The following is a 15537-nucleotide window of genomic DNA, read 5'->3' on the forward strand; positions in this document are numbered from 1 at the left end:
TTACATAAAGATTTTAAAAACAATTTTTTAATAAAAATGCAATGATAAAGAAACCTATAATCGCCATAATCCTTTTTTGTTTTTCTTTGACTGCCACAGCGCAAAAGGTATATGATATTAAAAAATATGGAGCCAAAGGGGATGGTAAAACCAATGATGCAGGAGCGATTCAAAAAGCGATTGATGCTTGCAGTAAAACAGGCGGAAGAGTATTAATACCGGCACCATTTACCTTTTTGGCAGGACCATTTGATGTAAAATCAGGAATTGATCTTCATGTAGAAGCTGGAGCTAAATTACTCGCAAGTCCTGATGAAAAACTATATACCAAAAGTGCTTTTCGTTCTAATCCCGGAGAAGGAACCATCTGGATTGGTGGTAAAAATGTAGAAAATTTCAGCATTAGTGGTACAGGGGAAATAGACGGAAATGGGATTTCTTTTATGGGAGAGGAACTGGAAGATTCTTATGTTTTGAAACCTTTTACTGTTCTAGACCCAAGACCTCATGTGCTGACTATTATTGGAGGAAAAAATATAAGAATAAGAGATGTTCATATCGGGAATTCGGCCTATTGGACAATTCATCTTGTAGGTTGTAATGATGTTGTTATTAGTGGTATAACATTACTGAACAGTTTAAAAGTCCGCAATAGCGATGGTATTGATTTAGATCATTGTAAAAATGTTCGTATCAGTGATTGTTATATCGAAAGCGGAGATGATTGCATCTGCTTAAAAAACAGACGGGAGTTTGAAGAATTTGGAGCCTGCGAAAACATAACTGTTACCAATTGTACCATGACAAGCAGCAGTTGCGCTATCAAGATTGGTTCGGAAAATATGGATGCTATCCGACAAGTTATGTTCAATAATTGCATTATAAAAAATAGTAATCGTGCATTAGGAATTCAAAATAGAGATGAAGGAACGGTGAGCGACGTTTTATTTTCTAATATAATTATCGAAGCTAAATTAACCACTGATACTTGGTGGGGAAAAGCAGAACCTATTTATATAACGGCATATCGCAGAGCAAAAGGGAATCATAAAGATGCAAATTGGCGTTTTCCAAAAGGTGCTGTACAAGGAAAAGTGGGCGAAATAAAAAATATCTATTTTACCAATATTCAATGTACGGGAGAAAATGGAGTGTATGTAAGTGCGGAATCTAAAGACAAAATAAAAAATATTGTTTTTGACAATGTGAGCGTTTTTATCGATAAAACAACTACACATCAAGGAGGTATTTATGATCGTCGTCCGTCTGAGTTGGAAGGTTTTGTACAAGGAAGTACGGCTGGTTTTTATTTTGATTCGGCAGAAAAAATCAAAATGCAAAACTGCTCAGTAGAATGGGGAAAGAATAAACCTGTTTACTTTACTTACGCCGTTGAAAGTAAAAATGTGGATTCATTAATCATAAACAATCTGGAAGGACAATCTGCTTTTCCAGATAAATTAGAAGCTGTCAAAAAATAATTAGATTATTACAATGAAAAATAATATAACTGCAAAATTCATTTTTTATAGTCTGCTTTTAAGCAGTATTTATGCGAATGCCCAAAAGACAACATTAGAAGTTGATATTGCTAAAACGGTTACTAAGATACAGCCCACAATGTTCGGTTTATTTTTTGAAGATATCAATTTTGCTGCTGATGGAGGATTGTATGCCGAAATGATTAAAAACCGTTCCTTTGAGTTTGATAAACCATTAATGGGATGGGAGCAACCCAATACCAAAAGATCTTCCTTAAATATGCAATCTGGTGTTGCAACACCCATCTATGTATCCGAAAATAAAACCAATCCTAATTTTTGCCGCATTCTTATTAATGATGATAAAGGATATGCGATTATCAATGAAGGATTTAGAGGAATGGGGGTTAAGATAAATGCAAAATATAATCTTTCTTTAAAAGCAGCTAATCCTGAGGGAACTATTAAAAAAATAATCATTCAGTTTATTGATAAAGATCAAAAGGTGTTGGGTGAAACTGTTATAATTCCGTCATCGAAAGAATGGAAAAATTATACGGTACAATTTATCGCTACTCAAACAGAGGCAAAAGCCAAATTAAAAATAACTTTTGAAGGAACGGGAATTATCGATTTAGATATGATTTCGTTGTTTCCTGAAGATACTTGGAAAAATAGAAAAAATGGTTTGCGTAAAGATATTGTACAACTTTTGTATGATATGAAACCTGGATTTTTGCGTTTCCCCGGCGGTTGTATTGTCGAAGGAAGAACCTTGGCAGACCGTTATCAATGGAAAAAATCGATAGGAAAGGTTGAGAACCGAAAAACGATGATCAATCGCTGGAACATGGAATTTGGTCATAAACAAACTCCTGATTATTTTCAAAGTTTTGGATTGGGCTTTTATGAATATTTTCAGCTTTCGGAAGATATTGATGCCGAACCATTACCTATTTTAAGCTGCGGGATGGCATGCCAGTATAATACAGGAGAATTAGCACCCATAGAAGAATTAGATCCTTATGTACAGGATGCTTTAGATTTAATTGAGTTTGCCAATGGAACAATTGATACGCCGTGGGGGAAATTACGTGCCGATATGGGACATCCAAAACTATTTAATCTTAAATATATTGGTGTCGGAAATGAACAATGGGGACCGGATTATATTGAAAGATATAAAGTATTTGAAAAAGCAATAAAAGCAAAATATCCAAAAATAATTATCGTCTCCGGAAGCGGGCCATCACCAGATGGGGAACATTTTGATTATGCTATGCAGGAACTTAAAAAATTAGATGCTGAGCTCATAGACGAACATTATTATAAAAGTCCGCAATGGTTTAGAGAAAATGCAGCGCGTTATGATAAATATGATAGAAAAGGACCGAAAATATTTGCTGGAGAATATGCTGCGCAAAGTGTTTCGGGTGCAAATCCAAATAACAGGAATAATTGGGAATGCGCTTTTTCTGAAGCTGCATTCATAACAGGACTGGAAAGAAATGCCGAAGTCGTGAATTTAACTTCGTATGCACCATTAATGGCTCATGAAGATGCGTGGCAATGGACACCGGATATGATTTGGTTTAATAATTTAGAATCGTATGGTTCTGCCAATTATTATGTACAAAAGTTATTTTCGATCAATAAAGGAACCGATTTATTAGCTATTACCCAAGAAGGAAAACAGTTAACAGGACAAAATAATTTGTACGGATCTGCTGTGAAAGATGTAAATACAAAAGAAGTAATTGTGAAACTGGTTAATACAGCTGCAGAAACACAAGATATTACAATTGATTTTAAAGGAAGTAAATTAGCATCCAAAGGGAGTTTGACAACACTGACTAGCCCAGATTTGCATGATGAAAATACATTTTCGGATCCTGAAAAAATAAGTCCAAAAACTACTGTATATAAGCCGAAAGGGGAGGAAGCACAATTGAGATTGCCAGCGTATTCTGTTACCGTTTTGAAATTAAAAATTAAATAGTTGGAGGATTTTCCTTAAATTCAACCTGAGGTTAGGCTATTAGCAATCCGAGAATGTACATATCTCAACAATATTATTGAACAGGACTATCGATTTTATTTCTATGAGCTGTTCCCCAGTTTTCCAAAATGTCCCAGACAGGGATCAATTCAATAGCCATTTCGCTAAGACGATAGTCAACATGTGGAGGAAATTCAGGATAAACAGTTCTATATATAAGCCCATCTTTTTCCAATTCCCGAAGCTGTACCGTAAGCATTCTTTCTGTAATTCCTGGAATTTTATCACGTATTTCGCTATAACGCAATATGTCATCCTTAAGGTGACATAATATAAGCATTTTCCATCTTCCCGAGAGTAGGCACAATGCATAGGTTAGATCACAAGTGGCTGAAATAAATCTTTCATTTTGCAAATTAGTAGAAGTCAGTTTTCGTTTTCCCATATTATTCATAGCTGTTTTATCTAAAATAACGGCGATGCAAATTTACTTATAATTATCGTTAAATTATTTTTTGCTTGTTTATAAGTGATCATACGCACAAAAAAGTATGTAACGAACTAAAGGGTAACTATTTCTATAACAGTAAATTTGATTCTACTTTTGTGCCATTATTATCAAATATCATTTATTTGAGTATTTCATAATAATCAACTTATCATTAATTTAAATTAAAAGACATGGCTAACAAACTTATGATTTTTGGGCATCCGGCTATAGAGCAGTCGCTTGCGAACAGTATTATTTACTCAATAGTTAAAGAAAATCTTCCGGATATTGAAATCAGAAATCTGGCAGAACTATACCCAGATTATAAAATTGATGTATTGGCAGAGCAACAGGCGTTAATAAAAGCTGATATTGTCATTTTCCAATTTCCGTTTCACTGGTATGGTGTACCAGCAATTTTAAAAAAGTATTTTGATGATGTTTATACCTATCAGTTTGCGTACGGGAGTGAAGGAGATAAACTTCATGGAAAGAAAATGCAATTAAGTTTTACTACAGGCGCCGGAGAAGCAGACTATACTCCAATAGGAATTGAAAACTATAGATTACCCGAATTTTTAAAGCCTCTAGAACAATTAGCATACTACACGGGTATGGATTATGTTGAGCCAGTCGTTACACAGTCGATGATGTATATACCTGGTATAATGGGAGTAAAGGAAGATGTAATTAGCAAAGCGCAAACACATGCTGCAATACTGATGGAAAAAGTTAATCAACTTGAAAAATCCTTGACAGAAGTGGAGACTGCATAATAAACAAATTTGGCAACTCATTATAAAAAGTTGAAAGGTTTTATACTAGTAAACTAACCTTTAGAAATATAGTAAATTATTAAAAATAGAAATGATAAATTTTAAATTAAAACTAAATATTTTGCTGTTGCCATTATTTCTATTATCAATTGTATCATATGCAAAGGGTAATTTTAATGGTGGTAAACCAATAAAAGAATATCATTTAACTATAAAAAACAGCATAATGGAAAATGAGGGCATTGGTTATGTAAGATACCATAAAAATTTTGCAACAGGAAAAATGGATGCTCTTTGGTCTTATCATACCGACGGGCAGTTTTTCTCAGGAACAGGTATAGCAACTGGATCACAAGGAAACACATTTGCAGGGGAATATGAAATAACTTATTATACAGATGGTACTACGGAAAGCTCTGTTTTTAAGTTGATCATTATTCAAGAAAAAAATCAGTTTATGCTACAATGGTTTCAGGATGGAGTTCTAAAATGTTCAGGAATTGGTAGTGTAGAAGGAGATGTTCTAACTGCAGGATGGAGAGAATCGAGATAATTAAAGAAAAGTGTTATTACTATAATGAATATAGAAGATTTATTTAAGCCATTAACCCTATCGCATGGACCTGCGTTAAAAAATCGTCTTTTATTATCTCCATTAACAAATATGCAGAGCAATGTTGATGGAACAGCTAATGACAATGATTTTAGCTGGTATAAAAAATGTGCAAGTGGTGGATTTTCTCTTACTATGGCTTGTGCTGCAAATGTTCAGAGAAACGGGAAGACTTTTCCCGGACAATTAGGGATATATAATGATTCTCATTTAGAAGGCCTGATAAAAATTGCAGCAGCAATCAAGTCAAATAATTCTCTTGCTTCAATTCAAATTCAGCATGGAGGAATTCGTAGTGATTATTCAAATGAACTTGTTGGTCCATCCGATTCCTTAATTTCAGGAGCAAGGGGACTCACAATTAGTGAGATAGAAATGCTTCGTGAAGACTTTATAACGGCTGCGGGGAGAGCAGAGAAAGCTGGATTTAATGGGGTTGAAGTCCATGCTGCATTTGGATATATGCTGGCGCAGTTCATTTCACCATTAACTAATAGAAGAAAAGACAAGTATGGGGGTATCCTTGAAAACAGATCAAGACTTTTATTTGAAATAATAGAGGGTATAAGAAAAACTTGCAGTAAAGATTTTCATATTGGATTAAGACTTAATATAGAATCAAGAACAACTGTAATAGAAGAAATTAGAGATATTGCAGCAGAAGCAATGATACAGGAAAAAATTGATTTTATAGAGTTTGCCCCATGGGGTAAACCTGTAGGGAACGTAGGGGATGATCTGTTAATTGATCCGTTTTTAAAAATCTTTACCGAACTTCCAAGAAAAAACGTCCGACTTGGCGCTTCAGGCAGGGTGTTAAGTGCGCAACATGCTGTTCAGATGTTGGAAAACGGTTGTGATTTTGTCATGATTGGTCGGGCTGCAATATTGGATAGCAATTTTGTAAATGAACTAATTTCTGATCACAATTATAAATCCCCTCAATTACCAGTTAGAACTGAATATTTAGAAAGACAGGGATTAAGCCCAGAATTTATTGGATACCTGAAACAATGGGAAGGATTTGTTGAATAATAAATAAATATAATGACAGACAAAATAAAAACAATGAAAGCTTGGCAATTGCAGGGCTTTGGAATAGAAAACCTCAAATTAATTACTACTGAAATACCCATTCCAAATAAAAATCAGATTTTAGTAAAGGTTGGAGCGGTTTCTTTGAATTTTAGGGATAAAGCAATTGTTGAGAAGATATATCTACCAGATATCATGGAATTTCCATTTATTCCAGTTTCTGATCTTGCTGGTCAAATCGTTGGAATTGGCTCAGATGTAACCCGGTTCGCTATTAATGATCGTGTAACTTCACATTTATATGGGAATTGGATTAAAGGTAAAAAACATACATCAACTACAGCGTTATCTGGGTTAGGAGGTCCAGTGGATGGAGGACTCGCAGAGTATATCTTATTAGATGAGCAGGCTGCGATTGCAGCTCCTGCAACATTAACCAATGCAGAAGCTGCCACTTTACCTATTGCTGCTTTAACTGCTTTTTTTGCCCTAACTAAACATGGACAGTTGGAAAAAGGGCAAACTGTACTTATCCAAGGGACAGGAGGAGTATCTCTCTTTGCTCTTCAACTGGCAAAAGCCCTTGGTGCAAAAGTAATTATAACCTCAAGCAGTGATGAAAAGTTGGAAAAAGCCAAAGCATTAGGAGCTGATCAGGTTATAAATTATTTAAAAACCCCAAATTGGGAAACGGAAGTTTTACGAATAACAAAAGGGATTGGTGTAGATCATATAATTGAAGTAATAGGTGGAGATAACTTTGAACGCTCTGTTGAAGCTGCTACGATTGGTGGTCAAATTCATGTGATCGGTTTTTTAAATGGTACGACTTCAAATGCTGATCTACTAAAGATATTATTTAAAGCAGTAAGAATTAATGGGATATTAGTTGGTAACCGTGATGCATTTGAAGAAATGAATGCAATTATAGACTTACATAATATTAAACCGGTTATTGATACTACATATGATTTTGCAGATGCTATTTCTGCTTATAAACATTTGGAGCGTGGAGCTTTTGGAAAGCTTGTTATTAAAGTATCTTAAAGTCTTTGCTTAAAGCATTCAGTATTCCTAAACTATTTTTTTAACAGAACAATCCTTTAAAATCATTGATTTCAAAGGATTGTTTTTTTTTGATTCTCGCTGAATAATTGGTTTTCGTCGAATTATTAAGATGTTTGATTGGTTAAAGATAAAGGATGAATGGTCAGTTAAAATCTGCTCAGTATATCCTAAAAGCTCCCTTAGGATTCTTAACGAGCTCTTTGGTATTCGAATTAAAATGCTGTAGAATTTGTTTGGGGGCTGCGATAACTTCTTTGTGAATATGATCAAACCATTCTACTTCTTTAGTAACTTCTGCACAGCATTCGTTTTTTGAGTTGAAAAAGCAGCTTTTAATTTTGATTTTATCCTCTATATAGCAATTTTCCATTTTAACAAAAAAATGCTCGGTAAACATCAAATTTTTGTAACATATCAATATATGATTTCCTTCTTGCAAGCCTAAATGCAAAGTATTGAGTTTCTCTCTTGAAAATCCGTTATGAAATAAAAAATGATACAATAATCGAATGGCGTATGAAATGTACGCAGTATTTTCCATTACCATACCATCATTTACATCTTCTCCAGTAACAACATAATTTTTGCGGATCATTTGAGTTTAGTTTAGGTTAACCTGTTGGGTGTAATTAATCTTAACACATAGAAACATAGGTTTTGATACTCTCAAAAAAGGCATTTCACTTGTTTAAAATGCACAAAGCTAGCTATGTGAGAGAAATATATTTTTTTGTACTCTTTTTTACACATGAAATCTATGTTTCTATGTGTTAAATGAAAATTTTGTGAATTACACCCAATGGGTTTAGGTTATTAAAAAAAGAGGTCAGTCTATTATAAAACTGACCTCATAATATTAGTCATGTTTAGGGGATATCTCTATTACCTAAACATTCTGTTTTGATGAAAAATATTATTTGATCAATAAAAAATTATAGGTAATTTTAATTTTATCGGCAATTTTTTTCCTTACCATGCTAGGTATTTCAATATCGAAATCTTCAGGTTTCACTTCAAATGTACCTATGGCATTAACTCCGTTTGCTGCTTTCGAAATTTTTACGATTACTGATACAGGTTTTGTTTTACCATGAATGGTAAGATCTCCATTTAAGGTAAAATTTTTAGATGCATTTGTAATTTTTGAAGCATCAAAACCTTCTATTTTACCTTTTAGTGTTGCTTTAGAAAATTTTTCAGATTCCATATAGTTTTCATTAAAATGCTCTTCCATTAAGGCAACTTTAAACCTAAAACCTTTTATAAGAACCAAAGCAGCAAAGTCTCCTGTTGATTGTTCTAAAACGGCAGACACACTTTTATTTTCGGCAGCAACTTCTTCATATGAAGGCATAGTAGCCTGAAATTTTATACTCCCAGTTTTAGTAATCAGTTTTTGTGCAAATCCTTGTGTACCTGAAATAAAAAGGAACAGTATTACAACGAAATTAATAAGCTTTTTTTTCATAATGATTAATTTTCTTTAAGTCCGTCTGTATTCCATTTTACGATGATATCAATATTTGCCTGAGACATTCTTCCTGCCTGGGGCATGATCCCCTGTTGTCCGGTTTGTAATTGAATTCGATTTAATAAACTGGCGTTTTCAACCGCTGTTTTTACCTCGGCATAAGTCGTTAATGGTCTAAAACCAGCAGATCTTCCGTTTTGATGACAGCCTACACAATTAGCATCAATAATTGATTTTGCATTTTTAGTGTAAGTAGTTGCAACTACTGGTTCAGGTGTTGTTACCGGTCCGGGAGGTGTAACTACTTCTGGCGGTGTTTCGATATCTTGATAGGTGTCAGAATTACTACAGCTTGTAAATACAGCCAGTAGAATTGTAAGTGCTATTATTTTTTTCATAATTGGTTGTCTATAATTTTTAAAATACTCTGTATAAGTTAAATCCGAAAAAGAAATCTCCTTTGCCCCAATTTCCAGACGCATTAGTAAGGTAGCCGCTCTCACTCATGGACTGTGAATTGGTAAATATCAATTGAAAAACATGTCCGCCCGTTTCGACATCCAAACCTACTGATAATGGATTTTTGTAAAATTCAGGTTTGTCAAAATTGTGCATATATTCTAAATTGACGGATAATCTTTTTGTAATTTTATAACGTCCTCCTCCTCCAAAAGAAAACTGATTATTGTTTTCAATATCAGGATTGTAAAGGTTTTTATGTACAAAGGAAGGCACTAATTCTAAGGATAATTTTTCGTTCACTTTTCTTGATATCAATAACTGTTGTACGTACGTCATACGGTGCTTAAATTCTAAGCCTGGATATTGATCCTTTTCTAAAAAGGTATTAATATCTGCAACACTGTACCCGACAATGTCTACAGGAAAACGAGCATCTTGTCTCATCATTCGGTATTTTACACCGGTTTCATACATTTTGTTTAAAGTGTGTCTGGAAAGGCTAACCGATAACCAATCTGTAACTCCATAAATACCACCAAGTTTTGTTGTAGCATTATCAAGACCAAAAAAACTATCAAAACCATCTTTAACGGTGCCAAAACGATGCGAGACTAGAAAATAGAACTCTTTTTTGGCAGGCATTTTTGTAGTCTGTAAGGTTACCAACTGTAAAGCTTTAAAAGTTGCTGTAGAATAACTTTCTTCGACTTGAGTTGAATCAAGACTTTTGAGCAGGTCATCTTGTGAATAAGCCATCGTGGCTAAAAAAAGACAGATTGGAACTAAAAATTTCTTCATAAATTGATTAATTATTTTGTTTGTTAATGGTGCATTGGTCTAATTTAACCTCTTGAAATAGTTCATCATAACCAATGCATTTACCTTTAACTGTCGTGTTATTATTTATAAGTTTATCTTTTGTTTTATTAGTAAACAGACAAAAAAGATTATTTTCAATTATCACAACAGAATCTGTTTCTTTGGTTACTTTACCAGTTATTTCAATAGTTTTATTGAGATATAATGAATCCGCTTTTTTTGGATTTGAATTATACTCGTTAAGTAATTTTGTTGCTGTCATACTGAAATCCGGCATTTCTGATTCTATATTGCGTGCTTCCTTAAAGAGAAATCCGTAATAAAAATAAATGCCCGCCGAAACCAATAGCAACAAGGCTGCAATTACAAATGCTATTTTTTTTCTTTTCATATTTATGCTTTAATTTTCCGTTAGAACTAATTCTCTTTTTATCTCTAACACGCTATCTTTCTAATTGTGATTTTATTTGAATAGTCATCTGATGATTTATTTTTGCCCATTTTTATCATCAGTAAGTAAAAGATATTTTAACAGTTAACTTTTTTATAAGTGGAGTTATCATTCATTCATGTCACAAACTAGTATATTTTTATTATTTCAAATTAGTCCAATTCTCATTGAACTAATTTGAAATATAGAAAGGTGCTTTATGAATTTCTTGGAAATTTATAATTTTTATATTGCAAGTGGTATATCTTTTACTGGTACTGGCCAAACTCCTGGGCTAGGGAAACTAATTCCTTTATTGGCACCTCTTATGTTTGCGTCTTGTCCAAAATAATACAAAGGCCAACCGTTGTAAATCAGTTGTGATTTACCAAATACTGTGATAACACTAAATTTAGATTTGTCGAGAATAGAAGGAACAACAATTTTATCTGTTTCATATATTGGCCAAACAGCATTGTTTGAAAAATCAGCGTTAGTATAATTGTTTTTCTTAGAATTATCAAATTTAAAGGTATAAAGTGTTTTACCATTAGCATCTGTAAAATAGGTGGTTAGACCATCTCCAACAGTATAATCTGATTTGTAGTTTTTACCATCATGTCCTAAAAGCTGACTTCGTACAATCATGATAGAGTAATCTGGTTTTGCGATGAACCAAACGCCACCGACTCCATCTCCAGTTGTCTGACCTTTAGTTTCTGGTGTGTTTGTTCCGTTTACACTAGGTGCATAGTAATACAATGGCCATCCTTTGTAGGTAAGTTGTTTTTTATTGGTTGAAGTAGTAATAGTTCCAAAGTCTGATAATGTTAATCCTGCAGCTAATTTATCTGCTGTTAAATTATCTACATAAAAGGGCGGCCAAACCGCTTCACATCCGCCTGTACACGATGCTTGCCCGTTTGCATCTGTTGCGAAAAAATATAATGATTTTCCATCTTTATCTGAAAGATAAGAGCCTAATGTTGTACTTGTAGAAAGATTAACTTCTGTTTTTAGTTCTGGAGTAGGAGGAGTGGGATTATCACTCTCCTTGTCACTACTACTGCAGCTTACGAATAATGTTGTTGCTATAACAGCAACTACAGCGAATTTGATTTGTTTTAATTTCATAGTTCTTTTATTTAGTTTATATCGAAAAGGGAAATAAGCTTTACAGAATTAGTAAAGTATTTTGTTGTAAATTATATCAAGAAATTAGGCTCATTTTTTTTGATGCGTATTTCGTTCAATAATTTTTATTGTTATGAACTGTCATAAAAACAGTAGCCTTGATGATGTAGAATCAGGTATTGTAATGGGGTCATTTTTCTATTCTTTTGGATAGGGTTCAATAGTAAAACAGTCTTGATGCAGATTACCCTACCAAAGAATTGATATTTTATAAAAAAAATAAAAAGAAGGACAAAGTTTTTTTACAAACCTCGTTGAAATAGGGCTAGAATGAAACTCTAAAGCTGATGTTTGGAGTTCTTTGCAGCGAGAATGTTTGGATGTCTTCTATAGAATTTGTTAAAGAACTAATTCTATAATATTCGCTGATTTCATTTTTCCTGTTTAGGATATTTAAGATAGACAGCCCTAATTTGTATTGAATTCCATTTGTAGTTTCCCACTTATAAGTAGAGGAAATATTTACCTGTGAAAAAATATGTACATTGGTATTGTTCGGTTTGTTGTATACCAATAGAGGATCCGAAAGATTAATTTGGGAGAGGTCAGGAGAGGTTTTTGGTCTGCCAGAAGACCACTTTGTTCCCAAGGCAATTTTAAAATTGTTTTTCTCATAAATTCCTGCCCATGATACCGTATGCATTAACTCAAAATTGTTTGGAAAACTTGGGTATTCATAATTAGAAAAAAGATAATTATTATGGTTATAAGTATAACTTAACCAAGTCAGAAAGTGATTCATTTTTTTCTGAATCAGCATTTCTGTCCCAAAAACTTCATAATCGCCAGTCATTCGAACAAACTCTAATTGGTTCTGAAAACCTTGGCTTGAAGTTGTAATTCCAGATACTTTCTTATAAAAATTTTCGATATCCAGCAGCCAGTCATTCTTTTTGTAAAATAAATTTAAAGAGAGTTGTTTGCTTCTTTGAATAGGAATTGTGGTGTTATTTGAGATAATCCAACGTCTTTTTTCAATGCCAAAATAGTCTTTTTGCAAATCAATAATTTGCTGTGAGTTTTGACTTTTAAGCTCGCCCAGTAATTCTAAATTTAGGCTTTTACTAATTCCATAGCTAAATTGAATTCGAGGCTCTACAATATATTTTTTAAATTTTTCGATATAATTAATGCGTGTTCCCACTTTAAAATATATTCTGGAAAGTGTGTCGTTGTATTTTCCTTCTAGAATAAGGGCATGAGTTCTGAGTACATCTTTTACTTTACGATAGAAATCAGGATTACTTACCTGTTCTAAGTTAGTAATACCAATTTCATTGTACTGATACCCATCGTTAAAACTGAATTTTGAGTTGATGATATGGTTGTTCTCTAAGTTAATTCCATTATTGTTAACGGTATTTTCCTGGATTACATTTTGATCAGTGGTACTTTCTTGGTTGGCAAAAAGCTCATAAGAAGAGTTGTAAACATTAATTTTAGTGGTATTGAAGTTATTCCAGTTTCTCCTCCATGACAAATTCCCACCATAATTTTGTTGCCTTAAAATATTGTTTTGAGATTTATTTATATTGTATGCAACGGCACTTTTAAAAACTTCCAGATTGTCTTTTATTGTGATTAAATCAAGTATGATTTGATCTTTAAGCCCAATTTTTTGAGCATATTTTAGCGTCGCATCATAAAAGCCAAACTTTTTATCACTGCGGTAATTAATGTTTTGTTTGTCTGAAAAATCAGTGATTGTAGTATTTTGAAAAACTTTATTGAAATATTCTTTATATGTTGGTGTTTCTACAAAATCAGTAATCGATTTACGTGCCGAGATTTCAATAGAACTCTTTTTCGATAGATTGTACTTCGCATAAACATCAGCATTAATCATATTTATTCCAGCACTAAAAGAATTCTTTTCTGCTTTTTCAGGCGTAGATGAAATAGCAACGACACTGGATACACTCTCCCCGTAAAATGCAGAACTTCCGTTTTTATAAATAGAAATGGTATGTGCCAAATTGGGATTGAAAACCGATATTAAACCAAAAAAATGTCCTGTCTGAAACATTCGTATTCCATTCCATAAAAATAAATTTTGGTCGTGTGTACCGCCACGTACATTGATGCTGGATACACTTTCGTCCAGACTGTTTACACCTGGAATTTGCTGCATTGTTTGTAAAGCATCGGGTTCAATAAGTCCCGGCAAAATACCAAATTTTTTGGGTTTAATTTCAAGTGATCCATCAGTATTTTTTGAAATTCCCGAAGCTAGAATAGCATTGGCTCTGATTTCTTGAAGTTCTGTGATTTCAGGCTCTAATATTATTTGGATACAATTTTTTGAATCTACTTTATCGGTCACAATTTTTTTGGTTATAAACCCAACGTGACTAATCGAAAAAGTAGTTGCATCTTCTTTTTTTAACTCAAAATAACCGTCAGAATTAGTTCTAACCTGTGCTATATTGGGAGAATTAATATTGGCATTTTCAATAGGTTTTTTATCTATACCTGAAAAAACGTATCCGCAAATTTTTTGAACAGTATTATCTTTTTTATAAATGTTAATGAATTTGTTCTTTATGTTTTCAAAAGACAAATTGGTTTTTTTAGCTAGATATTGTAATTTTTGTTCTAAGGAAAGTGATCTTTTTGGAGGATTTAATTGAAGATTAACAATATTGTCTTCAGTGTAATTAAAACTAACCTGATGCTGTTGTTCAATATCATTTATGATGTTTTTTAAAGGCATAAGTTTTCCTTTGTCCTGAGCAGAAAGCTTCAGGACAAGGAAAAATGTGAGAAACAAAAAATGAAATGATTTGGGGAACAGCATTTATTTTTTGTCAAAAATTATTTTATTATTTGAGACTTTTTTCACCTCTAAATGGTAGGTTGTACTAATAATTTGCAAAGCTACATCCAGATCTTTAGTTGGTAATTTTCCGGTAAAAAGCGAAGTTGTATCTTTTGCATTCAGTTCAATCGTAATATTGTATTGTCTTTGAACTTCGTCTAACAGGCTTTTGATGTTTTCTTGATAAAAAGCTATTTGATTGTCCATCCATTCCGGTTTTGGAGCACTTACAACGGTATTGAATTGTTTTCCGTTTTCAAAAGTAACGCTTTGTCCGTGTGTTAATAAAATTTGTGTATCTCCATAATTTACCTTTACGCGTCCTTCGTAACACACAACATCAAACCTATTTTTTCGGGCTTTAACGTTAAATCGAGTACCTAAAACGGTTACATTTCCTAGATCGGTTTGTACTTCAAATCGTCTACCTTTGGCTACTCTAAAATAAGCTTCTCCTTTTAATTTAAGGAATCTGTTGTTGTCCCAGTTCCATTTTTTATAGTTTATTTCAGAAAGGGAATTTAGCACCACTTCAGAGTTGTCAGGCAATAAAAAAGTGGTTCTTTCTCCAAAATCTGCTTTCTGAGTTTGAGGCACAAAAAAATTGAAGGCAAATGTGATTCCAAGAGCCAACACCAAGACTGCAGCTATTTGAAACATCCATTTTTTGTATAGAGGAACTACTCTTGGAGTCACTTTTTTCTGATTTAGAATATCTGACAGCATGCTATTTTCATCCAAATCATCTACTTCTAAATGATCTGTATAATTCTTTATCTTTTGGTATTTTTCAAAATCGGGACTTGCCTCAAATTCAGCCAATTCATCTGGTGATAAATCATTGTTGAGCCATTTTGCTAATAAGCGATTTTTTTTCATTG

General features: G+C 33.2%; 15 protein-coding genes. 6 read left to right on the forward strand and 9 right to left on the reverse strand.

Going from position 1 to position 15537, the window contains the following annotated elements:
• The first annotated feature begins 41 nt into the window (after positions 1 to 41).
• Both OIU83_RS07950 and OIU83_RS07955 read left to right on the forward strand, forming a co-directional pair.
• Positions 42 to 1481 carry a glycoside hydrolase family 28 protein gene (locus OIU83_RS07950; RefSeq protein WP_264205716.1) on the forward strand — a complete coding sequence of 480 codons (1440 nt, stop codon included), beginning with the start codon at positions 42 to 44 and terminating at the stop codon, positions 1479 to 1481.
• Between the two features lie 13 nt (positions 1482 to 1494).
• Positions 1495 to 3480, forward strand: a complete 1986-nt coding sequence (locus OIU83_RS07955) for an alpha-L-arabinofuranosidase C-terminal domain-containing protein (protein ID WP_264205717.1) — start codon at positions 1495 to 1497, stop codon at positions 3478 to 3480.
• Between the two features lie 73 nt (positions 3481 to 3553).
• Here the strand turns inward: OIU83_RS07955 and OIU83_RS07960 are convergent, their stop codons facing one another.
• Positions 3554 to 3934, reverse strand: coding sequence for a winged helix-turn-helix transcriptional regulator (locus OIU83_RS07960; protein ID WP_264205718.1), 381 nt, complete (start codon positions 3932 to 3934; stop codon positions 3554 to 3556).
• 227 nt (positions 3935 to 4161) lie between these two features.
• Here OIU83_RS07960 and OIU83_RS07965 point away from each other — a divergent pair, with 227 nt between their 5' ends.
• From OIU83_RS07965 to OIU83_RS07980, 4 genes are all read left to right on the forward strand, one after another.
• The gene (locus OIU83_RS07965) at positions 4162 to 4746 is read left to right on the forward strand and encodes an NAD(P)H-dependent oxidoreductase (RefSeq protein WP_264205719.1); all 585 of its coding nucleotides are present in this window, start codon (positions 4162 to 4164) and stop codon (positions 4744 to 4746) included.
• Positions 4747 to 4837: 91 nt separating this feature from the next.
• Positions 4838 to 5299, forward strand: coding sequence for a hypothetical protein (locus tag OIU83_RS07970; RefSeq protein ID WP_264205720.1), 462 nt, complete (start codon positions 4838 to 4840; stop codon positions 5297 to 5299).
• A gap of 24 nt (positions 5300 to 5323) precedes the next feature.
• Positions 5324 to 6394: an NADH:flavin oxidoreductase gene (locus OIU83_RS07975; RefSeq protein WP_264205721.1), complete on the forward strand. Its 1071-nt coding sequence runs from the start codon at positions 5324 to 5326 to the stop codon at positions 6392 to 6394.
• A 12-nt stretch (positions 6395 to 6406) separates the two neighbouring features.
• Positions 6407 to 7441 (forward strand): zinc-dependent alcohol dehydrogenase family protein, encoded by a 1035-nt coding sequence (locus tag OIU83_RS07980; protein WP_264205722.1) that lies wholly within the window; start codon positions 6407 to 6409, stop codon positions 7439 to 7441.
• 178 nt (positions 7442 to 7619) lie between these two features.
• Here OIU83_RS07980 and OIU83_RS07985 read toward each other — a convergent pair whose 3' ends face one another.
• From OIU83_RS07985 to OIU83_RS08020, 8 genes are all read right to left on the reverse strand, one after another.
• A complete protein-coding gene (locus OIU83_RS07985; protein WP_264205723.1) occupies positions 7620 to 8057 on the reverse strand; it encodes a hypothetical protein in 438 nt (145 codons plus the stop codon).
• 318 nt (positions 8058 to 8375) lie between these two features.
• A complete protein-coding gene (locus tag OIU83_RS07990) occupies positions 8376 to 8930 on the reverse strand; it encodes a YceI family protein (RefSeq protein WP_264205724.1) in 555 nt (184 codons plus the stop codon).
• A gap of 5 nt (positions 8931 to 8935) precedes the next feature.
• Positions 8936 to 9331, reverse strand: a complete 396-nt coding sequence (locus OIU83_RS07995; RefSeq protein ID WP_264205725.1) for a c-type cytochrome — start codon at positions 9329 to 9331, stop codon at positions 8936 to 8938.
• Between the two features lie 19 nt (positions 9332 to 9350).
• Positions 9351 to 10193: a DUF5777 family beta-barrel protein gene (locus tag OIU83_RS08000; protein WP_264205726.1), complete on the reverse strand. Its 843-nt coding sequence runs from the start codon at positions 10191 to 10193 to the stop codon at positions 9351 to 9353.
• Between the two features lie 7 nt (positions 10194 to 10200).
• Positions 10201 to 10605: an OB-fold putative lipoprotein gene (locus tag OIU83_RS08005; protein WP_264205727.1), complete on the reverse strand. Its 405-nt coding sequence runs from the start codon at positions 10603 to 10605 to the stop codon at positions 10201 to 10203.
• A gap of 285 nt (positions 10606 to 10890) precedes the next feature.
• Positions 10891 to 11778 carry a COG4315 family predicted lipoprotein gene (locus OIU83_RS08010; RefSeq protein ID WP_264205728.1) on the reverse strand — a complete coding sequence of 296 codons (888 nt, stop codon included), beginning with the start codon at positions 11776 to 11778 and terminating at the stop codon, positions 10891 to 10893.
• 325 nt (positions 11779 to 12103) lie between these two features.
• Positions 12104 to 14635, reverse strand: a complete 2532-nt coding sequence (locus OIU83_RS08015) for a TonB-dependent receptor (RefSeq protein WP_264205729.1) — start codon at positions 14633 to 14635, stop codon at positions 12104 to 12106.
• Positions 14636 to 15535 carry a FecR family protein gene (locus OIU83_RS08020; RefSeq protein WP_264205730.1) on the reverse strand — a complete coding sequence of 300 codons (900 nt, stop codon included), beginning with the start codon at positions 15533 to 15535 and terminating at the stop codon, positions 14636 to 14638. It abuts the gene before it with no gap.
• Between the last annotated feature and the right edge of the window lie 2 nt (positions 15536 to 15537).

This window comes from Flavobacterium shii (assembly GCF_025847235.1).
Taxonomy (GTDB): Bacteria; Bacteroidota; Bacteroidia; order Flavobacteriales; family Flavobacteriaceae; genus Flavobacterium; species Flavobacterium shii.